The organism is Paenibacillus oenotherae, from assembly GCF_019443105.1.
GTDB classification, from domain to species: Bacteria; Bacillota; Bacilli; order Paenibacillales; family Paenibacillaceae; genus Paenibacillus_Z; species Paenibacillus_Z oenotherae.
Genome location: NZ_JAHZIJ010000004.1, coordinates 315,560 through 336,375, shown reverse-complemented (window position 1 = coordinate 336,375; position 20,816 = coordinate 315,560). Strand labels below are relative to the sequence as shown.

The 20,816-nt window shown below is 52.4% G+C and carries 17 protein-coding genes; 10 read left to right on the top strand and 7 right to left on the bottom strand.

Features of this window, described 5'->3' with window-relative positions:
* Both K0T92_RS09300 and K0T92_RS09295 read left to right on the top strand, forming a co-directional pair.
* Positions 1 to 1,472, top strand: a 1,472-nt coding sequence (locus tag K0T92_RS09300) for a starch-binding protein (protein ID WP_219872154.1), incomplete at its 5' end; no start/stop codon positions are given.
* Between the two features lie 197 nt (positions 1,473 to 1,669).
* Positions 1,670 to 2,419 carry an HAD family hydrolase gene (locus tag K0T92_RS09295; protein WP_219872153.1) on the top strand — a complete coding sequence of 250 codons (750 nt, stop codon included), beginning with the start codon at positions 1,670 to 1,672 and terminating at the stop codon, positions 2,417 to 2,419.
* On the opposite strand, the gene K0T92_RS09290 is transcribed toward K0T92_RS09295, so the two are convergent.
* Together K0T92_RS09290 and K0T92_RS09285 are read right to left on the bottom strand one after the other, a co-directional pair.
* On the bottom strand, positions 2,416 to 2,691 hold the full coding sequence (locus tag K0T92_RS09290; protein WP_219872152.1) for a hypothetical protein: 276 nt from the start codon (positions 2,689 to 2,691) through the stop codon (positions 2,416 to 2,418). The two genes, K0T92_RS09295 and K0T92_RS09290, sit on opposite strands and share 4 nt — an antisense overlap.
* A 42-nt stretch (positions 2,692 to 2,733) precedes the next feature.
* The gene (locus tag K0T92_RS09285) at positions 2,734 to 3,522 is read right to left on the bottom strand and encodes an AraC family transcriptional regulator (RefSeq protein WP_219872151.1); all 789 of its coding nucleotides are present in this window, start codon (positions 3,520 to 3,522) and stop codon (positions 2,734 to 2,736) included.
* Positions 3,523 to 3,641: 119 nt separating this feature from the next.
* Here K0T92_RS09285 and pyk point away from each other — a divergent pair, with 119 nt between their 5' ends.
* Both pyk and K0T92_RS09275 read left to right on the top strand, forming a co-directional pair.
* Positions 3,642 to 4,685: a pyruvate kinase gene (pyk, locus tag K0T92_RS09280; protein ID WP_219872150.1), complete on the top strand. Its 1,044-nt coding sequence runs from the start codon at positions 3,642 to 3,644 to the stop codon at positions 4,683 to 4,685.
* Between the two features lie 85 nt (positions 4,686 to 4,770).
* Positions 4,771 to 6,768, top strand: coding sequence for an ABC-F family ATP-binding cassette domain-containing protein (locus K0T92_RS09275; protein WP_219872149.1), 1,998 nt, complete (start codon positions 4,771 to 4,773; stop codon positions 6,766 to 6,768).
* Between the two features lie 72 nt (positions 6,769 to 6,840).
* On the opposite strand, the gene K0T92_RS09270 is transcribed toward K0T92_RS09275, so the two are convergent.
* The 3 genes from K0T92_RS09270 to K0T92_RS09260 form a co-directional block, all read right to left on the bottom strand.
* Positions 6,841 to 7,278 (bottom strand): Dps family protein, encoded by a 438-nt coding sequence (locus K0T92_RS09270; RefSeq protein ID WP_219872148.1) that lies wholly within the window; start codon positions 7,276 to 7,278, stop codon positions 6,841 to 6,843.
* A gap of 25 nt (positions 7,279 to 7,303) precedes the next feature.
* The gene (gene trxB, locus K0T92_RS09265; RefSeq protein WP_219872147.1) at positions 7,304 to 8,239 is read right to left on the bottom strand and encodes a thioredoxin-disulfide reductase; all 936 of its coding nucleotides are present in this window, start codon (positions 8,237 to 8,239) and stop codon (positions 7,304 to 7,306) included.
* 221 nt (positions 8,240 to 8,460) lie between these two features.
* Positions 8,461 to 8,862, bottom strand: coding sequence for a secondary thiamine-phosphate synthase enzyme YjbQ (locus K0T92_RS09260; protein ID WP_219872146.1), 402 nt, complete (start codon positions 8,860 to 8,862; stop codon positions 8,461 to 8,463).
* 314 nt (positions 8,863 to 9,176) lie between these two features.
* On the opposite strand from K0T92_RS09260, the gene galU reads away from it, so the two are divergent.
* The 4 genes from galU to K0T92_RS09240 all read left to right on the top strand — a co-directional run bounded on the left by galU (position 9,177) and on the right by K0T92_RS09240 (position 14,717).
* The gene (gene galU, locus K0T92_RS09255) at positions 9,177 to 10,064 is read left to right on the top strand and encodes a UTP--glucose-1-phosphate uridylyltransferase GalU (protein WP_219872192.1); all 888 of its coding nucleotides are present in this window, start codon (positions 9,177 to 9,179) and stop codon (positions 10,062 to 10,064) included.
* A gap of 949 nt (positions 10,065 to 11,013) precedes the next feature.
* Positions 11,014 to 12,135 carry a GntR family transcriptional regulator gene (locus tag K0T92_RS09250; protein WP_219872145.1) on the top strand — a complete coding sequence of 374 codons (1,122 nt, stop codon included), beginning with the start codon at positions 11,014 to 11,016 and terminating at the stop codon, positions 12,133 to 12,135.
* Between the two features lie 165 nt (positions 12,136 to 12,300).
* Entirely contained in the window at positions 12,301 to 12,999 is a 699-nt protein-coding gene (gene araD / locus K0T92_RS09245; RefSeq protein WP_281423129.1) for an L-ribulose-5-phosphate 4-epimerase, read from the top strand.
* A 32-nt stretch (positions 13,000 to 13,031) separates the two neighbouring features.
* Positions 13,032 to 14,717 (top strand): ribulokinase, encoded by a 1,686-nt coding sequence (locus tag K0T92_RS09240; protein ID WP_219872144.1) that lies wholly within the window; start codon positions 13,032 to 13,034, stop codon positions 14,715 to 14,717.
* A gap of 742 nt (positions 14,718 to 15,459) precedes the next feature.
* Here K0T92_RS09240 and K0T92_RS09235 read toward each other — a convergent pair.
* Positions 15,460 to 16,383 carry a hypothetical protein gene (locus K0T92_RS09235; protein ID WP_219872143.1) on the bottom strand — a complete coding sequence of 308 codons (924 nt, stop codon included), beginning with the start codon at positions 16,381 to 16,383 and terminating at the stop codon, positions 15,460 to 15,462.
* A gap of 409 nt (positions 16,384 to 16,792) precedes the next feature.
* Between K0T92_RS09235 and K0T92_RS09230 the strand changes: the two genes are divergently transcribed.
* Together K0T92_RS09230 and K0T92_RS09225 are read left to right on the top strand one after the other, a co-directional pair.
* On the top strand, positions 16,793 to 19,345 hold the full coding sequence (locus tag K0T92_RS09230) for an EAL domain-containing protein (RefSeq protein ID WP_219872142.1): 2,553 nt from the start codon (positions 16,793 to 16,795) through the stop codon (positions 19,343 to 19,345).
* 146 nt (positions 19,346 to 19,491) lie between these two features.
* On the top strand, positions 19,492 to 20,043 hold the full coding sequence (locus K0T92_RS09225; RefSeq protein WP_219872141.1) for a guanylate kinase: 552 nt from the start codon (positions 19,492 to 19,494) through the stop codon (positions 20,041 to 20,043).
* A gap of 87 nt (positions 20,044 to 20,130) precedes the next feature.
* Here K0T92_RS09225 and K0T92_RS09220 read toward each other — a convergent pair whose 3' ends face one another.
* Positions 20,131 to 20,742, bottom strand: coding sequence for a superoxide dismutase (locus K0T92_RS09220; RefSeq protein WP_219872140.1), 612 nt, complete (start codon positions 20,740 to 20,742; stop codon positions 20,131 to 20,133).
* Positions 20,743 to 20,816 lie beyond the last annotated feature (74 nt).

Below are 20,816 nucleotides of genomic sequence, written 5' to 3'. Positions count from 1 at the left end.
CCGTATCCAACGGCAGAATTACGGGTAACCTCGGCAGCGGCAAAATCGCTGTATTGTACGAGGCAGCGGCACCAGTGCCGGCAATTTCCATCGATAAGCAAGAAGGCGGATTCTACACGGACGCTCTGAATGTGAAGATGACCTACACGGGCTCTGACACAGCAACGTACTCCGTGAACAACGGAACGCCTGTAACGTTCAGCTCTGGCACGACAGCAACCTTCGGAGCTGGCGCAGCATTCGGTACAGCATTCGTACTGAAAATTACGTCGAGCAATTCAGCAGGACAAGCAGTCAAAACGTACACGTTTACGAAAGAAGACCCTAATGCAGCGCTGAAAGTTCATTTCTATAAGCCTGCAGGCTGGGGAACGCCGAACATCTATTACTACGATGAATCCGTAACACCGACCAAGATCGGCGTGCAATGGCCGGGAGTCGCAATGAAGGATGACGGAAACGGCTGGTATTCCTATCAAATCCCGGCCTGGACCAAGGCACAAGTTATCTTCAACTCTGGAAGCAACCAAGTGCCAGGCGCAAGCCAACCGGGCTTCCAGGTAACGGGCGAGAAATGGATCAAGAATAATGTGGTTCATTCTAACAATCCGGATGTGACCGTTGTAACTCCGACTGTATCTATCGATAAGTCCGAAGGCGCGTTCACCAGCGACAGTCTGGAAGTGACACTCAGCTATACGAATGCCAGCACAGCGACCTATTCACTAAATGGCGCAGCTCCAGTTGCATTTACTTCCGGCCAAAAGGTTACGATCGGCGCAGGCGATGCGTTCGGCAGCACCTACACGCTGGTGGTTGCTGCAGCCAATGCGGATGCGAATACAAGCAAGACGTACACCTTTAAGAAAGAACAGCAGCAAGGAATTACGGTGCGGTACTACAAGCCATCCAATTGGGGAACGCCGAACATCTACGTCTATGATGAATCGGTGAGTCCTAAGAAAGAACTGGCCGCGTGGCCGGGAGTTGCAATGAAAGACGATGGAAACGGCTGGTATTCTTACACCATAACCGGCTGGAATAAAGCGAATGTTATATTCAACAGCAACGGACAGCAGGCACCTGCCGCCCAGCAAGCGGGTTACTTGGTAACCCAAAACTCCTGGATCAACAATGGCGTTATCTCCACTCAAGCGCCGGGTGATAATCAGGGAGATCAATTGGTTTCCGTTACATTCAATGTCAAGAACGCAACGACTGTATTGGGGCAAAATGTGTATATTGTCGGCAGCATTGCGGAGCTTGGCAGCTGGAATCCTGCGAATGCAATCGGGCCGGGAGTCAGCACGAACTATCCGACTTGGTCGATAACGGTCAAGCTGCCTGCAGGCGCGAACATCCAGTTCAAGGCAATCAAGAAGAATGGCAGCAGCGTAGTATGGGAAAATGGCAGCAATCACAGCTACACGGTATCAGCCAGCAATCCGGTCGTAGACTTTAATTTTCAATAATTAAAGGAATCGGATTCGGCATTATGCCGTGAATGGTGACCCGTAAGATGGACACTTGAGAAAGTGGCCTCTTGCGGGTTATTTGTGTTTCGTCCTTGGTTGGCATTATGCCTGGGCTTAACTGAAAAGAAGTGTCAAAGCAAGATAGCCATATTGTATACTGGGAGAAAGTCATCACTACTGGGGGCAGGGACAGCATGAAATTCAACGGCAATACAATCGAGGCGGTATTCTTCGATCTCGATGACACGTTATATGATCAATTGGAGCCATTTCGTAATGCGGTGGGGGATATATTGCCGGAAGTAGCCCGTGATGGGCAGTCTTTTCCGCTGGATGCGGTATTCCGCAGGGTGAGGCATTACAGCGATCGGCTGTGGGATCAGTATACGGCTGGAGGACTGGACTTGGAGGAAATGAGGCGGCAGCGGCTTATTTTTGCTTTTGAAGAGTTTGGGCTGAGGCTGGACGGGACTGTGGCGGATGCGCTGCAAGCGCGTTATCTCTATGGTCAGGGGCGGATTCAATTGGCGCCAGGTGCCGCCGAATTGATGGCGGAATTCATCGCGCAAGGTCTGGATGTCGGCATTATTACGAACGGGCCCGTCAATCACCAAATGGGCAAAATTCTAGCCTTAAAGCTGGAGCAAATCATTCCGGCAGACCGGATATTCATCTCGGACGCAGTTGGCATCGCCAAGCCGGACCCGCGCATTTTCACGCATATTAGCCGCACTACAGGGCACCTTCCGGAGAGATGCCTCTATATCGGCGACGCATGGCTCAATGATGTGACCGCCTCAGTTGAAGCTGGCTGGCATGTCGCGTGGATTAACCGCAGAGGCACAGTGCCGGATTCCCATCATGAGCCCGGTCTGATTGTCGAGCAGCTGCATGAGCTGCTGCCTGTATTGCTTGCCAGGCCGCAGGCCGACGGGACAAGCTAGCTCTCCAAAGTTGCCTTGGCTGCATCAATTAAAGAGTCGAACAGCTCATCATTCTCTTCAAGCTGCGCCTCTACTTCATTAATTTGCTCCTCACTGCCGTGTCCGGTCAGGAAATTGATGCTGTACATCCAGTCGTCGTCTCTCTTCTTCTTGCTGAGCAGGGTAAGCTCATAGGGAACCTTGTGCCCCTCGACCTCGAAATGGACGAAGCCGGCGTAGCCCAGGTCTTCTTCTGAATAGTGGAGCTTTGCCTGCAAAATGGTTAGGTTCATTATTTATTCTCTCCTTTAATATTTAATGCAATTACAGATGGTCTATTCGCGGCGGGTGCGTTCGGCGATGAGGGCGGAAGGCAGCTTGCCGACAGTCCGCTTGAACGTCCGGTTGAAGAAGGAAGGATCGCTGTATCCTAGATAATCGGAAATATCCTGCACCGAAAGCTGCGAATGCCGCAGCATGAACTGTGCTGTCCGCATCCTGATCATATGTACGTACTCGCTGATTGTCATGCCCGTTATGCTGCGAAATAATGAAGCGGCATAGTTCGGGCTAACCCGAATACACGCGCCAAGCTCCAGCTTCGTAATCCTCGTCCGGTAATGCTCCTCAATATATTGCTTCATTCGTTCAACATGCTGGATCGCGGAGGGCGCCTTCTCGCCCTCATCGAATTCACGGTTCACCGTCACGAGCAGCTCCATTAACAGGGCGGAGCACATAACGGTGTAGTATCGGCTGCGGTCGCTCCATTGTCCGACGATATGAAGCAGCTTCTCGAACAGGAGCTCAGGCATTCGCGTGGCCCAGCGCAGCGGATCTCTGAGCGATAAAATGGGCAGCAGCCCGGTCGCCTCGGGGGATGCAGGACTGAATCGAATGAGCATGAAGTCGCGGATTGCGCCAGCTCCCTTAATCTCGGCTGCCGGACAGCCGGCGGGTATGAGCAGCAGCTCGTTTTTGCCGCATACGAATGTTCGACCCTTCGCATCGAAAGTACACTGCCCGAAACGAACCCATACTAAAGTGTAGCATTCGCTCCCCAGCATCCGTCGATCGCCGGCGATTTGACCGCGTTCTTGTCGAATTTCGAAGATATTGAACATAAGAACCTCTATTTTGATTGTACTATAATATAACTACTGTACTATAGATCATCGATCTTGAACAGCCGCTGCTATACAATTATAAACAGTGAAGAAGCGCGTATAGGAGCGATGAATGTATGAAAAAGACGAAAATTGTATGCACGATGGGCCCCGCATGTCTAACATCCGCAATTTTGGAGGAAATGATTACTGCAGGCATGAATATTGCAAGGCTGAATTTGGCGCACGGTGATCTTGAGGATCATCAGGGCCGGATTGTGACCGTTCGCGAGGTTGCGAAGCGGATGAATACGGAGATCGGTATTATGCTGGATATCAAGGGACCGGAGATTCGTACCGGAGTATTGGCACAGCCTTCGTATACGCTGCAAAGCGGACGCTTGCTGACGCTGACAACCGAGCAGATGGCTGGAACGGAAGAGCGCATCTCGGTGTCTTATGATCTGGCAAAGGATGTTGCCATCGGCTCCCGAATTATGATTGATGACGGTCTGATCGAGCTTGAAGTCGTTCGCATTGAAGGCAGTGAAGTCGTATGCGTCATTAAGAACGGCGGCGTCATCAAGTCGCGCAAGGGTGTTAATTTGCCTGGTATCCGCACTTCCTTGCCGGGTGTGACGGAGAAGGACAAGCTGCATATCCAGTTCGGTATCGAGAACGGGGTGGAGATGATCGCGATGTCGTTCGTCCGCCGTGCCGAGGATGTTCTTGAAGTGAAGCGGATGCTGGCTGAGAAGGGTGCAGGCCACATTCAAGTGATCTCCAAAATTGAGAATCAAGAAGGGCTTGATGAGCTCGCCGCTATTATCGAAGCCTCCGATGGCATCATGGTAGCCCGTGGCGATCTTGGTGTAGAGATTCCTCTTGAGGATGTTCCGGCGGCGCAGAAGGTCATGATCGCGGCCTGCAACCAGGCAGGCAAGTTCGTTATTACCGCCACGCAGATGCTGGAATCGATGCAAAGCCAGCCGCGTCCGACACGCGCAGAAGCCAGTGATGTGGCAAACGCAGTATGGGACGGAACGGATGCGGTCATGCTGTCCGGCGAGACGGCTGCAGGCAATTATCCGGTAGAGGCTGTGCGCATGATGGCGGCGCTTGCGGTCAAGGCAGAGCAGTCGGCAGCGGCATTTGCGAAGAAAGATTTGATTGAAGCTTAGTATATCGTTTAAAGTTAGTAGAGACAGATCGGCAGGCAGGGAGCCTTGCAGGTCTGCGATTTGCTAACGTTGGGCGGGAATGAATATGCACGTATTAACGGTTGATCATATTTCGAAGACTTATGGCGAGAAAATATTGTTTGAAGATGTATCCTTCGGCGTGGAGATGGGCGACAAAATCGGTATTATCGGTGTGAACGGCACCGGTAAATCGACGTTCATGAATGTCGTTGCAGGAATAGAGCCCCCTGACTCGGGCTCTATTCTTGTTGTCGGAGGCGTCACGGTGAGGATGCTGTCGCAGAACCCGCCCTTTGATCCGGAGTCCACTGTGCTGGAGCATGTACTGGGCGGTGACTCCGAGCCGATGCGCGCTGTGCGGGCGTATACCGAAGCGCTCGCGGCGCTTGAGCTGAAGCCGGAGGATGCCGGGCTGCAGGATAGGCTTGTCCGGGCGAATCAGCAGATGGATGAGCTGGATGCCTGGGGGATTGAGAGCGATGCCAAGACTGCGCTGACCAAGCTTGGCATCGGGCGGTTCGACGCCAAGCTTGGCGCCTTGTCCGGCGGGCAGCGCAAGCGGGTTGCCATGGCGGCGGCACTTATACAGCCTGCCGACGTTCTGCTGCTGGACGAGCCGACGAACCATATCGACAACGAGTCTGTCACTTGGCTGGAGGGCATGCTTCAGAAGCGCAAGGGTGCGCTTATTATGATTACGCATGACCGGTACTTCCTGGATCGGGTAAGCAACCGGATTCTGGAGCTGGATCGCGGCAGAGCGTTCTTCTACACGGCCAATTACAGCCAATTCCTGGAGCTGAAGCTGGATCGCGAGGAGCGGGAGGCGGCTTCAGAATCGAAGCGGCAGAACCTGCTGCGCAATGAGCTGGCGTGGATGCGGCGGGGCGCCAAAGCGCGCACGACGAAGCAGCAGGCGCGAATACAGCGGTTCGAGGCGCTGCAAGCGGCGGCACCGGAGAGGTCTGGCGGGAAGCTCGAGGTGTCTGTTGCATCCTCAAGGCTGGGCAAGAAAATAATAGAGATCGAAGCGCTGGCCAAATCCTTCGAGGGACAGGCCGTGATTCGTGATTTCAGCTATATTGCCGTGCCCGAGGATCGGGTAGGCATCGTTGGCCGCAACGGTCTGGGCAAATCGACGTTGCTGAAGATGATAGCAGGGCAGATTGCGCCGGACAGCGGGGAGATCGTGCTTGGGCCGACAGTCAAGCTCGGCGTCTTCTCTCAGGAGCGGGAAGAGATGGATGACAGCTTGCGGGTGATCGACTACATCCGCGAAGGGGCGGAGCGCGTAACGACTGGCGATGGCACGACAGTGACGGCATCGCAGATGCTGGAGCGGTTCTTGTTCCCTTCTTCGCAGCAGTGGACCCCGATAGCCAAATTGTCAGGAGGCGAGAAGAGGCGGCTTCAGCTGCTTCGCGTGCTGATGGAAGCGCCCAATGTACTGCTTCTCGATGAGCCTACGAATGATCTGGATATTACAACGTTGACGGTGCTTGAAGACTACCTGGATGATTTTCCCGGTGTCGTGTTCGTCGTATCCCATGACCGATACTTTCTGGACCGGACGGTTGACCGCATATTCGCCTTTGAAGGGAATGGAGTCGTCACCCAGCATGTGGGCAACTTCAGCAACTATGAAGAGTATGCGGGAAGCCGGAATAGCAGCGCAGCGGCGAACGCCGGAGGTGGCGGCAAAGGCTCTGCGGACGCGAAAGGCAAAGCTGCTGGAGCCGCTGGCTCTGCCTCCGGCTCCAGCGGTGACGGAACGTCTGACCCGGCAGCTGCTCAGGGCAGCGGCAGTGAAACGCAGCGTCCACTCAAGATGTCGTACAAGGAGCAGAAGGAATTCGAGACGATCGATGAGGCCATTGCAGAGGCTGAAGAAGCGCTGCAAGCGCTGGGACAGCGAATGGAGGAGGCAGTAAGTGATTCCATGCTGCTTCAGCAGCTGCTTGGCGAGCAGCAGGAGCTGGAAGCGAAGCTGGATCATCTGATGGAACGTTGGACTTACCTGAACGAGCTGGCCGAATGGATTGCCTCCAATAAGAAATCTTAATGTGCCAAAGCCAAGCAAAGAGCCGCGCCCGGCAAGGAATCCGGTCGCGGCTCTTCTCTATCTGGCAATGGCTTAACGGCCGTTAAAGGACTTCAGCATCCATGTATGCTTCTCCAGCGAGGAGTGGATTGCAAGCAGCATATCTGCTGTCGTATCGTCACCCTTCTTCTGGAACTCCTCCATCGCTTCCTTCAATTCGCCAATAACGACGCTGAAGTCATCGATCAAGGTGTCTACCATCTGCTCAGCAGTTTCCTCACCAGTCGCTTCCTTCACGCTGGATAGCTTCAGGTAGCCGCTCATCGTCGCTTCAGGCTTGCCTTCAATCGCCAGCAGCCGTTCCGCAATTTCGTCGATATGCAGCGCGGCTTCCTCATAGAGCTCCTGAAATTTCACATGCAGAGTAAAGAACTGATTCCCTTTTACATACCAGTGATAATTATGAAGTTTCACATAGAGAACGCTCCAGTTCGCAACCTGTTTGTTCAGCAAATCCTGTTGTTTCTTCATCTCAAACCACTCCTTCAGCATGTTGTTAAGAAGTATGAGCGCTCTCCTCTTCCAGGTAGCGTTCGCAGTCCAGAGCAGCCATACATCCACTGCCAGCAGCCGTAATGGCTTGTCGGTACTGGCGATCCTGTACGTCTCCGCATGCGAACACGCCCGGGATGTTCGTCAGGGACGTTCCTGGGTTAACCAGGATGTACCCTTGCTCATCTGTTGTAACCTGACCGCCCAGAAATCCGGTATTCGGTGTATGCCCGATAGCGACAAACACGCCGTCCGCCTCCAGCAGCTCTTCTTGCCCCGTCACATTATTCAGCACTTTAAGACCATCCAGGCCCTGCTCACCAGCAGCCACTTCCAGCGGCTTCACATTGAGGCTCCACTTAATTTTGTCGTTGGCGCGAGCGCGATCCTGCATGATCTTGGACGCACGCAATTCTTCGCGGCGATGAACGAGCCGCACTTCCGAAGCGAAGCGTGTCAGGAAGACCGCCTCCTCCATTGCGGAATCGCCGCCTCCGACAACAATTATTTTTTTGCCTCTGAAGAAGAAACCGTCGCAAGTTGCGCAAGTACTGACCCCGCGCCCCACATTGTCGCGTTCTCCCGGTATTCCCATATATTTTGCCGAAGCGCCTGTAGAAATAATCATGCTTTGAGCAATTATTTCTTTGTCATTCTCAAGCGTCAGCTTGAAGGGACGTTTCGACAGATCGACGGACTTCACCCAGCCCGTTCCGAAGCGTGCTCCGAATCGCTGTGCTTGCTTGCGCATATTAGACATCAGCTCGGAGCCAAGAATGCCATCGGGAAAACCGGGATAATTCTCCACCTCGGTTGTTGTTGTCAGTTGACCGCCTGGCTGCGGACCTTCAAGTACGAATGGGCTGTACCCCGCACGAGCAAGATAAATGGCTGCCGTCAATCCGGCTGGCCCAGTGCCTACAATAATAATGTTTTCCATAAGGGACTCTCCTCTCATTAACCACACATTGACGAATTATAATCACACAATAATAAGTTCTAGATTAAAATTATTATAAATAAGAATAAAAGTCAAGTCTAATGATGGATGGACCATCGATGGAATGGAGAAAAGAAAAAAGCGTGCTCTGCTCGCAGCCGTATTCCGTATTGTACGGAAACAGCAGCAGTCAGAGTCACGCTTTATGCTGGCGTCGCAAGTCAGCCTTTCAGCAGCTTTACATAATATTCACGTGTCCGCGGGCCATCAAATTCACAGAAGTAGATGCCCTGCCAGCGGCCAAGCAGCAGATTGCCCTCATGGATCAGAATCGTCTGCGAAGAGCCGGTTGTAATTGCTTTAAGATGGGAGGCGGTGTTGCCTTCTGCATGTCTATAGTTGGGATGCTTCCACGGATAGACTTCATCCAGCCGCATCAGAACATCATGCTTCACATCAGGATCGGCGTTTTCCTGAATCGTAATGCCTCCTGTGGTGTGAGGACAATAGACGACAGCAATTCCTTCCTGAATCTGCTCCTTGCTGACAATGGACGCAATTTCACGGGTAATATCAATCATTTCGTCGCGGCGGGTGGTGCGCAGCGTGCGGTTAATGAGCATATCAAGTCACTCCTTCAAGGATGGGTAGTCAACTCAAGTGTGGCATAGAGGTGAAAATATTGTCAAATTTCGGGCCGTATCCTATAGTTGTTGATAGCCTGCAAGCAGCGCAGAGGATGATAATCCCGGAGGAATTACTTATAATATAGAATTATATAATATAGAAACAGCGCACTTATTAAGCACATCTGTTGAACGAGAGAATGAGCAACGAAGCGGAGCGAGGGAATGATTCTGGTAGAAGCGCCAGCGCTCGCAAGAGCATTCCTTGGCACAGCGGCCCATATATAGACCAGAGTTGAGAGGGGAAATATATCGTGAGAGACAAGCGTGTTCGCAAAGCGATCATTCCGGCAGGAGGGCTTGGAACGAGATTTCTGCCAGCTACAAAAGCACAGCCCAAAGAAATGCTGCCGCTGATCGACAAGCCTGCCATTCAATATATTGTGGAGGAAGCGGTTGCTTCAGGAATTGAAAGTATTATGATTGTCACGGGCAGGAACAAGCGGGCGATCGAGGATCATTTTGACAAATCGTTCGAGCTGGAAGCAGAGCTTGAGGCGCATAACAAATCGGAGATGCTTGCCCTCGTAAGGAGCATCTCGCATATGGCGGACATTTGCTACATGCGGCAGCGGGAGCCGCTGGGGCTTGGCCATGCTGTGCTCAGTGCGCGCAGCTTTGTAGAGCATGAGCCGTTCGCGGTGCTGCTCGGGGATGACATTTTGCTATCGGACAAGCCCTGCTTGAAGCAGATGATGGAGCTGCATGAGGAGCGCCAAAATTCTGTCGTCGCTGTAATGGAAGTGCCTTGGAGCGAGACTCACAAATACGGCATTGTCGCACTGGATCAGAACGAGAGGAACGGGCGTATTCACAACCTGATCGAGAAGCCGGCAGCCGGAGAAGCGCCATCCAATCTTGCTGTCGTGGGACGATATATTCTCGATCCGGCAATATTCAAGCTGCTGGAGCGGGCTGAAGCAGGCAAGGGAGGAGAGATTCAGTTGACGGACAGCTTGCAGCGGCTCAATCTGGAAGCTCCGATAACCGCTTTTCATTTCCATGGCCGCAGACATGATGTAGGCGACAAGCTGGGGTTTGTGAAGGCTACGATAGATATGGCACTTGAAAGGGAAGATCTGGCGCAGGATATCCGATCCTACTTGCTGAGCCGTCTCGGCTTGGAGCAATACCAATGATGAATCGGGGCTGTCTAGAAAGTCCTTTGTGGAAATTTTGCTCGTTTCCGGCCCCATGAAGGTGAATGCCTGTCAGAGTCAGGCTGCCCAGAAAGTCATTGTTTTCACTGAATCATACAAAATGGGAGAATGAAAAGAGTGAAATCTACCGACCGGATGTTCGGTAGTCAATCACTCTTGCACGTTAGAGGTCGGTTGACGGAAAGTCCGCCGGACTTTCTCAAAAGCCTGCGAATAGGCTGGCTTTTTATCCTTTCTGTTTGATAAAGACCGAATGCCTGCCAAAGCGCAGGATTTTCGCCATGTTTTCCCTCTATCGGACCGATCGGCCATATATTCCTGCGCAATCGCAGGCATTCTTCCTATAATAGCTACTTTTAGCTGAAATTCCTGCACTTTGGCAGGCTTCCCTCCCACCACCAACCGAATGTGTTGCAGTCACTCACTCTCATACGCTTAGAAGCTTAGCTAACGGAAGCGCTCCAACAGACTTTCTGGGCAGCCTGCAGAGTGCAGGTATCTTACCTTCATTTCTCCTTATCGGCTGATTTTCCCCAAAAATTCATGTATTATCGCAGGCATTTTACCGTTATGGCGACTTGTAACCGAAATTCATGCACATTCGCAGGCTTCTTACTCCGTCAGGCTGCCTTCAAAGCAGTTGGAGAAGGGCTGTCCATGAAGGGGTGCCCATAAAGTTGTTTGATGATTTCAGACAGAATCCCCGCTAAGTCCCCCGTATACAATGAAGATATGCAATGAAATAGATGCTTCCGGTTCCACTTTTAGTGGTTTTGGAGGCATCTTTTCACATCATTTGGGACTGGCTCCTTGGATATTGGGCTTTTCGGAGAGCACCATTTGTTCGGACTATTATGTACGTACAAGTTGGCATCGTGTTATACTGCAAGCATACAAGTTGATTATGTGAATAGAGGTGCTACGCAACGTGAAAGAATCCATCACGCCAAAATATATAAAGCTGAAGGAAGAGATTGTGTCGTGGATCGCAATGGCGCAGTTTAATCCGCATGACAAGCTTCCCTCCGAGAATGAGATTGCTGCAAGGTTCGGCATGAGCCGCCAGACCGTGCGGCAGGCACTTGGCGATCTTGAGGCCGAAGGCTGGCTGTACCGTGCCCAGGGCAAGGGCACCTTTGTCGCGGACATCGCCGGGGGCGGAAGCCGGACGGCATCAGAAGGGCTCACGATCGGCATGATGACAACACATATTTCCGATTATATTTTTCCTACCATAGTACGTGGCGTGGAGTCTGCACTGCGCTTGCAAGGCGCGAGATTGCTGCTTGCCAGCACAGATAATGAGAAGGCCAAGGAACGCGATACATTGGAGTCCATGCTGAAGCAGGGACTGAGCGGCCTTATTATTGAGCCGACCAAGAGTGCGGAGGGCAATCCCAATCTTGATTATTTCCTCGCTCTGGAAGCGCGCAAAATTCCGTTTGTCATGCTGAATGAACGGTACAGCGATCTGGATGCGCCATGTCTCAAGGTGGATGACGAGCTTGGCGGCCTCCGCGCGACGGAGTATCTGGCGAAGCTTGGGCACAAGCGGATTGCCGGCTTTTTCAAGACGGATGATTTCCAGGGTGTCTACAGGATGCGCGGTTTTCTGCGCTGTCTGCGGGAACGGCAGCTGCCGCTGGAGACGGATCAGCTGATCCGTTATACAACGGAGGAGAAGACGACGAAGCCGGCGGAAGCATTGGCCGAGCTGCTGGCGCAACCGCCGTCCGTGCGCCCGACCGCTATTGTATGCTACAACGATGAGCTGGCAGTAAGGCTGCTGGATGTCATCCGCCGCGTTGGACTGAGTGTTCCGGGGGACTTGTCAATTGTTGGCTATGACGATGCGACCCTTGCGACGGCAACGGAAGTGAAGTTGACGACGATCGAGCATCCCAAGACCAGAATGGGCGAGGATGCCGTGCAATTGCTGGCTCGTCTTCTCGAACGCCCGAATAAAGGGAATGCCGGGCCAGCAGCCGATATCATCTACGAGCCCAAGCTGATTATCCGGGAATCTACGGCACCGCTGGCAAATGATTAGCTAAAAATAAATCGTGACACACTTGTACGTACAAGTTATAATAATCTACAATGATATACATCAACATGTCCGTTCAACTATAGGAATCAGCATAAATACAGTACTTGGCAGTATTAAGGCGAAGCGAGCTGTAGCCACGGACATGAAGAAAGAGGTCATCTGTAGATGCTGGAATCATTGAAGAAAGCTGTCTGGGAAGCGAATATGGAGCTGCCCAAGTACAGACTTGTCACTTTTACTTGGGGTAATGTAAGCGGAATAGACCGCGATAGCGGACTCGTTGTTATCAAGCCAAGCGGCGTTCCTTATGAAGAGCTGCAGCCGGAGCAAATGGTTGTTGTTGATCTGGAGGGCCGTGTTGTCGAGGGGAATCTGCGGCCTTCATCCGATACGCCGACACATGCCGCGCTGTACCGCGCGTTCAAAGATATTGGCGGCATTGTGCATACCCATTCCCCTTGGGCCACCAGCTGGGCGCAGGCGGGACGTGCGATACCGGCGCTTGGAACGACGCATGCGGATTATTTTTACGGTGAGATTCCTTGTACCAGACCGATGACGGAAGCGGAGATTCAAGGCGCTTATGAGCTGGAGACAGGCAACGTTATTATCGAGACCTTCACCAAAGGCGGCATTGATCCGAATCAGGTTCCGGCTGCGCTTGTGAATAGCCACGCACCTTTTTGTTGGGGCAAAGACCCTCATAACGCGGTTCATAATGCGGTTGTCGTTGAGGAAGTGGCGAAGATGGCGCTGCATACCTTCCAATTGAACCCTGGCGAGCAAGGGCCAATGGATCAGCGGTTGCTTGACCGCCATTACTTGCGCAAGCATGGCCAGAATGCCTATTACGGACAGCAATAATGTTCCAACCAACCAACGAGGAGGGCGCCTTCATGAGCAGCAAATATACAATTGGCGTTGACTATGGTACAGAATCTGGACGCGCAGTGCTTGTTCGATTGTCAGATGGAGCGGAGATCGCTGAGCATGTAACACCTTACCGCCATATCGTTATCGATGAGACATTGCCGGGATCCGGCATGAAGCTGGAGCATGACTGGGCGCTGCAGCACCCCCGTGATTATATTGAGGTGTTGGAGCAATCCGTGCCTGAGGTCATGAAGGCATCCGGTATCGATCCGGCCGAGGTGATCGGTCTTGGCATCGATTTCACTGCGTGCACGATGCTTCCGATCGATGAAGCCGGGCAGCCGCTTTGCTTTGATCCGGCCTATGCGGATCAGCCGCATAGCTGGGTAAAGCTGTGGAAGCATCATGCTGCACAGGATGAGGCGAACGTTATTAACGAGATCGCGGCCCAGCGGGGTGAAGCGTTCTTGTCACGCTACGGAGGTAAAATCTCGTCGGAATGGATGCTTGCGAAGTCCTGGCAAATCTTGAATGAAGCGCCGGAAATCTATGCGATTGCGGATAAATTCGTCGAAGCGACCGATTGGGTGGTCAGCCAGATGACAGGACAGCTCGTCCGCAACAGCTGTACAGCGGGCTATAAGTCGGTTTGGCACAAGGCGGAAGGCTATCCGGACAAGGAATTTTTGAAAGCGCTTGATCCCAGGCTGGAGGAGCTGGCCGAGACGAAGTGGCGCGGCGAAGTTCTTCCGCTAGGTACGAAAGCCGGCGAGCTGACGGCAGATATGGCAGCCAGAATGGGACTTGCAGCCGGTACAGCAATTGCAGTCGGCAATGTGGATGCGCATGCCGCTGTTCCTGCGGTTGGTGTAGTTGCGCCGGGCAAGCTGGTTATGGCGATGGGGACTTCGATCTGCCATATGCTGCTGGGCTCGGAGGAGAAGCAGGTTGAAGGCATGTGCGGCGTTGTTGAGGACGGCATTATTCCGGGCTACTACGGCTATGAAGCCGGACAATCGGCGGTTGGCGATATTTTTGCCTGGTATGTGGATGAGGCTGTTCCCGCTTATGTGCTGGATGCTGCGAAGCAGGAGGGTGTCCATGTACATGAATGGCTGGAGAAGCGTGCATCCGAGCTGAAGGTTGGCGAATCCGGGGTGCTTGCGCTTGATTGGTGGAATGGCAACCGTTCCGTCCTTGTGGACACCGATCTGACGGGTGTATTTGTCGGACTTACGCTGCTGACCAAGCCGCAGGAGATCTATCGCGCTTTGCTGGAGGCGACCGCATTCGGCACACGCAAAATTGTTGAAGCCTTCCACAATAATGGCGTAGAGGTTAATGAATTATATGCCTGTGGCGGCTTGCCGCAAAAGAACCGCCTGCTCATGCAGATCTATGCTGACGTTACGAATCGCGAGATTAAGATCGCCGCTTCGAAGCAGACACCGGCGCTTGGAGCAGCGATGTTCGGCGCGGTTGCCGCTGGCGCTGCGAGTGGCGGCTATGACAGCATCGTTGATGCAGCGGAGAAGATGGCCCGCGTGCGGGAGGAGACGTTCAAGCCGATTCCGGAGCATGTTGCCGTATACGATAAGCTGTATGCCGAGTATAACGGCTTGCATGACTATTTTGGCCGCGGTGCGAATGATGTTATGAAACGGTTGAAAGCGATCAAGGAAGAAGCCAGTGGCGAACGAGGGGAATGAACAAAGGGGTTGCTGCGCAGGGGAATGTTCTTACGATCGCTGACGCTTCTTCAGAATCATCCCCCTGCTCCGCTCCGTTGTTCATTCCCGTCCCGAAAGTCCTTTTTGGAGATCTCAACTCCCGCCAGGAGAAACATGCGAAACAGCAGGTATTTTCTCGTTTCTGACCCCATGAAGGTGAAATGCCTGCTAGAGTGCAGGCATTTCACTTTATTTTCTTATTAACGGCCGATTTTTGCTCAAATACATGCCTGATCGCAGGAATTGTACCATTATGGCGTCTTGTAACCGAAATTCATGCACATTCGCAGGCTTCTTACTCCGTCACGCTGCCGTCAAACCACACTTGGAGAAGGGGAAAGGCAATGCTTGGGGGATCCTCAGCCGATAGTAGGTTATGGCGGCTAATAAAATTACTGCTATCTGAAAGAGTAGCAGACCTGCTGTCCGCCCAAAAGCGACTGTACGAAGGCGCTGGGCAATGCTCGGGAGATGCGGGACCCTGCTCAGTGGACGAGCATGAACCAAGGAAGGGCTGTTAAGTCCCTCATATACAGTGAAAAAGATGCTTCCAGTCCCACTTTTAGTGGTTTTGGAGGCATCTTTTCACATCATTTGGGACTGACTCATTGGATATTGAACTTTGTGGATAGCCCCTTCTTCGCCATGTAGTGGAGTAGGCGGACTCCACTAGTCTGTGAGACGAGTATTGGGAACAGAAGGGGGCCAGTTATTCATTGTATCAGAGAGTGTCTTGCGACGTTTCTTGAGGATCTTCCGCAGCTTCATCCTGACTCAGACTGTATTCCAGATGGATTTGCTCCTCGTTGGCGGCTCCTGCCTCCGTATCTTGGGAATCTTCGTCTCCTCTGGCTGTAACAATAAGCTCCAGTCCGACTGTATCGCCGCGTTGAAGCTGCAGATAAAGAAGATTATTCGGGATGCGGCGACCGTTAATGCGCAGGATGTAGTCGACACTGCCAATAATTACGACTCCGTTAACGGAGACAATTTGGCCGCCAGGCCCGAATCGTACGACGCCTGTGGAGGCCAACGCTCGGGCAATTGTAATGCCCGGGAAGAAACGGATCCTATAGCTTTGTGTTACCCAAGGGAAGAAACGGCCCCCATTAATAATAACTGTGACAAAGTTCGGGAATGGTGGAGGGAACGGTGGAGGGAACGGTGGAGGGAACGGTGGAGGGAACGGTGGCGGGAATGGTGGAGGGAACGGTGGCGGGAATGGTGGAGGGAATGGCGGCGGGAATGGTGGAGGGAACGGTGGCGGGAATGGTGGAGGGAATGGCGGCGGGAATGGTGGAGGGAATGGCGGCGGGAATGGCCCTGGACCCGGTCCGGGTCCGGGTCCAGGGCCAGGTCCAGGTCCAGGTCCAGGTCCGGGTCCAGGTCCGGGTCCAGGGCCTGGACCTGGGGGAAACGGGAACATGCCGCCCGGCCCGCCGGGTCCCATACCGCCGGGTCCCATACCACCGGGTCCCATGCCGCCGGGTCCCATGCCGCCCGGCCCCATGCCGCCCGGTCCCATGCCGCCGGGGAACAGGCCGCGTGAGGGGTCGTATCCATAGCTGGCTGCGCTTGGGTAGGCGGGGTAAGTATAATCACATCCTCCCGGCGATTGGCCGGGTGTGTACCAGTTATACCACATATGCGTGTCTCCTTTGCTATAGTGGGTTAGGTAGATGTCTCCGGTTAATTGTATGCGGCAATAGCCCATCCACTTGTGTAAATTTTTTGAGAAGCAGTGTTCTGTCGCTTCTTGAACATGGGGCCAGCGCGGCAAATCAACAGCTGCTATGGACACGAATGCAATTACACATAATGTTATAATTGTTGACATTTTGTTTCGCTCTACACTATACTTCATAGTATAAATTAACTAGAGAAATAGGCTTTAAGTCGGGATTTCATGGCGCGATGGCATGGGCATAGAAGCTCTGCAAGGCGCGGTTACTGGTAGACGCCGGAAGCGTTGTACTGGCTTTCCGCATGCTTGCGGAGCTTTATTTGTTAGTCCGTTACCTTTGCGCAACTTCTTCTCAGGGGGCAATAGCAGCATGAAACGTATTCTATTTCCCGCGGTCGGATTAATGAACAGGCTGAATTACTTGCAGAAATTTGCACTAATCGGGCTCCTATGCTTTTTGCCTGTTGGGTTGGCTGTGCAGCTGTTAATCTCGGATATCGACCGTGAGATTGTATTTGCCCGTAAGGAAATTCAAGGAATTCGCTATACCAATCACATTAGACAATTTCTTGAGAAGCTGCAGCGCCATCGCGGCGAAGTTAATGCTTATTTGTTGGGTGATACTTCCTTTTCAGAGCAAATTATCCGTACGGAGAATGACATCAGGCAAGCAGTCGAGTCGATTGACCGCGTGAATGATGAACTTGGGAACGGGCTTCAGATCGGTGACCGGTGGACGGAAATCAAGGAGCAATGGAGTACGCTTCTGGAGGAGGACTACCCGAACAATGTCCCGAATAACCGATCCCAGCGTTCTTTGCTGAGCGGGATCAGCTTCAAGAAACATTCCGATATTGTAGCAAACGTGCTGCATCTGATGGGTCATATTCGCGATACATCAGGCTTGAAGCTTGATCCAGGGCAGGACACCTACTATATGATGGATTCCATAACTAGCAAGCTTCCCACTATAGCAGAGCGGCTGGGCCAAGTTAGAGGAACAGGGGCAGGCATTGCCTCTGTCGGGTTTATAACAGCAGAGGAGAAGACGCGCTTGATCGTTCTCTCTGGCATGATTCGTACCGATCTGGCCGATCTGGACATGGAGGCGAATAAGAAGCTCGCGGGCAGCAGCAATCTTGAAGAGCTGCATCCCCGTCTCCAATCATTCGTGGACAGCACGCATACTTTCCTGAGGCTGTTGGATCGGCGAATCGTCCAGAGTGAGCAGATTGCGATTGTGCCCGCCGAGCTGTTCCGAATTGGAACGGATGCTCTTGAGGAAGCATACCTTTTGAACGACCTGGAATCACCGCTGCTTCATACGATGCTGACAGAACGAATCTCAGAGCTGCAGCAGCGGAAATTATGGATTGTCGGACTCTCCATCCTGTCTGTTGCGATGGTACTGTATATTTTTATCGCTTTCTACTATTCTGTTATTCATGTCGTCTTTGTATTGAAGCGGACTGCTCTTCGCATTATTGGGGGAGATCTCACTGCACGTGTCGCTTTGGATACGAAGGATGAGCTGTACCATGTGGGAACGGCGTTTAATAAGATGGTGGAGGCATTCGGCCACACGCTGGAGGAAAGCAAGCGGCAAACGGAACGAATCGAGTATCTGGCCTTCTACGATTCATTGACTGATCTGCCGAACCGCACATTTTTCCAGCAGAAGCTGCTTATGGCGCTGGATGAAGCGGAGAGACAACGGATGAAGGCCGCCGTGCTGTTCATCGACCTCGACCATTTCAAGAATATCAATGATACATTGGGGCATGATGCGGGAGATCAATTGCTTCGTATTATTTCCGAACGGATCAAGCAAAGTGTGGATGGCAAGGCTGTTGTATCGCGCATGGGCGGTGACGAGTTTCTGCTGCTCTTGCCGGGTCTGGAAGAGCCGCACTATGCAGGTAGAACGGCGCAGAAAATTATTGAGGCCTTATCCGCATCCATGGAGATAAGCGGTCATCATATCGTAGTATCCGCAAGCATCGGCATTAGCATATTCCCTGATGACGGCAAGGAAAGCGCAGAACTGATCAAACGTGCGGATACAGCGCTGTATTATGCCAAGAGCCATGGAAGGAACAAGTATCAATTCTTCAACCAAAGTATGAATGAGAGCACGCTGGAACGGCTTCAATTCATGTACGATCTGCGCAAAGCGCTGGAAGAGAATGAGCTGTGTCTCTATTATCAGCCCCGTCTGGAAGCCGCGAGCAGCCGCATCGTCGGATTGGAGGCCTTGATCAGGTGGATGCCTGCTGGAGCGGGACGGGTTAGAATGCCCAAGGACTTCATTCCGCTGGCAGAGGAGACAGGTCTTATCATTCCCCTCGGAGAATGGGTGCTGCGTACGGCCTGCAAGCAGTACAAGGAATGGGAGAGGCAGGGAGTGCCGCCGCTGCGCATATCGGTGAACATTTCGGTCGTGCAGTTCGGACGGGATGAATTCGTGGAGTTGATCCGCCAGATTCTGGAGGAGACCGCGATGCCGCCGGATAAGCTGGAGCTGGAATTGACCGAGAGCATGGTGATGCGAAGTGAAGAGGATGTAATTCGCAAGCTCAAGCAGCTCAAGGAATTGGGTGTCTACCTGTCGATCGATGATTTCGGCACAGGCTACTCTTCTTTTACTTATCTAAAGCACTTCCCAATCGATGCGCTGAAGATCGACCGCTCATTCATTCAGGATGTGCCGAACGGGGTAAGGGATACTGCAATTACGAAGACGATCATCGCTCTTGGACGCAGGCTTGGCCTGAAGGTTGTTGCAGAAGGTGTGGAGACGAAGGAGCAGCTCGCTTTTCTAACCAGCAGAAAATGTGACGAGGTTCAGGGCTATCTGCTCAGCAGGCCGCTGCCGGTGGAAGGAATCGAGCGTCTGCTTCTGGGTGGCAAGCAAGGAGATTAAGGGGCAGATGCTGCCTTGGATTAATCGCAGATTATGTTTTGAGCTGCAGCGCGCACCACTAACAGGAAAATCCCTCTCAGATGTCGAATTAGTTCTGTACTCCTAGATTCTCCTTACAATACAGCAATTGAAGGGGGCGTTTATGTATGGCAGGACCGTATATATTCGTATTTACCGGAACGAGTGGCTCAGGCAGAAAGACAATCGCTCACCGTATTGGAACCGAGCTCGGCATCGTTCCTGTGTTGTCATGTACAACACGTGAAGCTCGTGAAACGAATGGGAAGAAGCAGGATTATCATTACATCACCAGAGAGCAGTTCAATGAGTTTGACGGGCAAGGCAAGTTTCTTCAGACCGCAACAATAGGCAAAGAGCGTTATGGCGTTCTCAGCAGGGAGCTTGATGAGCCCTTGCAGAATGGCCGGCATGTCTATCTTATTCTCAACAGTGAAGCAGCAACTATGGTGAAGAAGCTTTACGGCGACAAGGTAGTGCGGCTGTTTATTTATGTCGACAAAGGAACAGTCAGAGAGCGTTTGGAGAGCAAGGGAATGTCCTTCGATGTGGTTGACCGCTATCTGGAGCAATATACAGAAGAGGTTGTTTACCGGAAACAATGCGAGCATGTCATTGAGAATGTGGAGTTAAACCGCACGTTAGAGGGGATTCGCGTTGCGATCCAATCGCATTTATAGTGTCAGGCAGCAGCAAAAAGAACCTCTAAATCCACATTAGGTGGCGTTAGAGGTTCTTTCGGTATCCATCGGGGTTATAGCTATAAATTACTTCGCTGCTTCGTAACGTTTGCCAACTTCAGACCAGTTAACGACGTTCCAGAACGCTGCGATGTAGTCAGGGCGTTTGTTCTGGTAGTTCAAGTAGTAAGCATGCTCCCATACGTCCAGACCGAGAAGAGGTGTGTCGCCTTCCATGATCGGGCTGTCTTGGTTCGGAAGGCTGTATACTTTCAGGTTGCCGTCTTTGCCAATTGCAAGCCACGCCCAGCCGCTGCCGAAGCGAGTAGCTGCTGCTTTAGCGAAATCTTCCTTGAACTTGTCGAAGCCGCCAAGCTCGCTGTCAATTGCTGCAGCCAGTGCGCCCGAAGGTGCTCCGCCCGCGTTAGGGCCGATTGTTTCCCAGAACAAGGAGTGGTTGGCATGTCCGCCGCCGTTGTTGCGAACAGCAGTGCGGATTGCTTCAGGAACACTGTTCAGATCGGCAATCAGATCTTCAATGGATTTGCCTTGCAGCTCAGGAGCGGACTCGAGCGCAGCGTTCAGGTTGGTTACATAAGCGTTATGGTGACGGTCATGATGGATCATCATCGTTGTTTCGTCGATATGCGGCTCAAGCGCATTGTTCGGGTAAGACAAAGCTGGTAGTTGGTGGGCCATGATTAATAAAACCTCCTGTTTTATGTAACTTTTTCATTCTCATTATCTCTGATAAAGGATAATAAATCAACATA

Coding starts and splice junctions, on each gene's coding strand:
- K0T92_RS09270 (WP_219872148.1), bottom strand. CDS start 7,278: ATGAAGAAACAACAGGATTTGCTGAACAAACAGGTTGCGAACTGGAGC.
- K0T92_RS09240 (WP_219872144.1), top strand. CDS start 13,032: ATGAGCAGCAAATATACAATTGGCGTTGACTATGGTACAGAATCTGGA.
- pyk (WP_219872150.1), top strand. CDS start 3,642: ATGAAAAAGACGAAAATTGTATGCACGATGGGCCCCGCATGTCTAACA.
- K0T92_RS09230 (WP_219872142.1), top strand. CDS start 16,793: ATGAAACGTATTCTATTTCCCGCGGTCGGATTAATGAACAGGCTGAAT.
- araD (WP_281423129.1), top strand. CDS start 12,301: ATGCTGGAATCATTGAAGAAAGCTGTCTGGGAAGCGAATATGGAGCTG.
- K0T92_RS09260 (WP_219872146.1), bottom strand. CDS start 8,862: ATGCTCATTAACCGCACGCTGCGCACCACCCGCCGCGACGAAATGATT.
- K0T92_RS09275 (WP_219872149.1), top strand. CDS start 4,771: ATGCACGTATTAACGGTTGATCATATTTCGAAGACTTATGGCGAGAAA.
- K0T92_RS09285 (WP_219872151.1), bottom strand. CDS start 3,522: ATGTTCAATATCTTCGAAATTCGACAAGAACGCGGTCAAATCGCCGGC.
- K0T92_RS09235 (WP_219872143.1), bottom strand. CDS start 16,383: ATGTGGTATAACTGGTACACACCCGGCCAATCGCCGGGAGGATGTGAT.
- trxB (WP_219872147.1), bottom strand. CDS start 8,239: ATGGAAAACATTATTATTGTAGGCACTGGGCCAGCCGGATTGACGGCA.
- K0T92_RS09225 (WP_219872141.1), top strand. CDS start 19,492: ATGGCAGGACCGTATATATTCGTATTTACCGGAACGAGTGGCTCAGGC.
- K0T92_RS09290 (WP_219872152.1), bottom strand. CDS start 2,691: ATGAACCTAACCATTTTGCAGGCAAAGCTCCACTATTCAGAAGAAGAC.
- K0T92_RS09220 (WP_219872140.1), bottom strand. CDS start 20,742: ATGGCCCACCAACTACCAGCTTTGTCTTACCCGAACAATGCGCTTGAG.
- K0T92_RS09295 (WP_219872153.1), top strand. CDS start 1,670: ATGAAATTCAACGGCAATACAATCGAGGCGGTATTCTTCGATCTCGAT.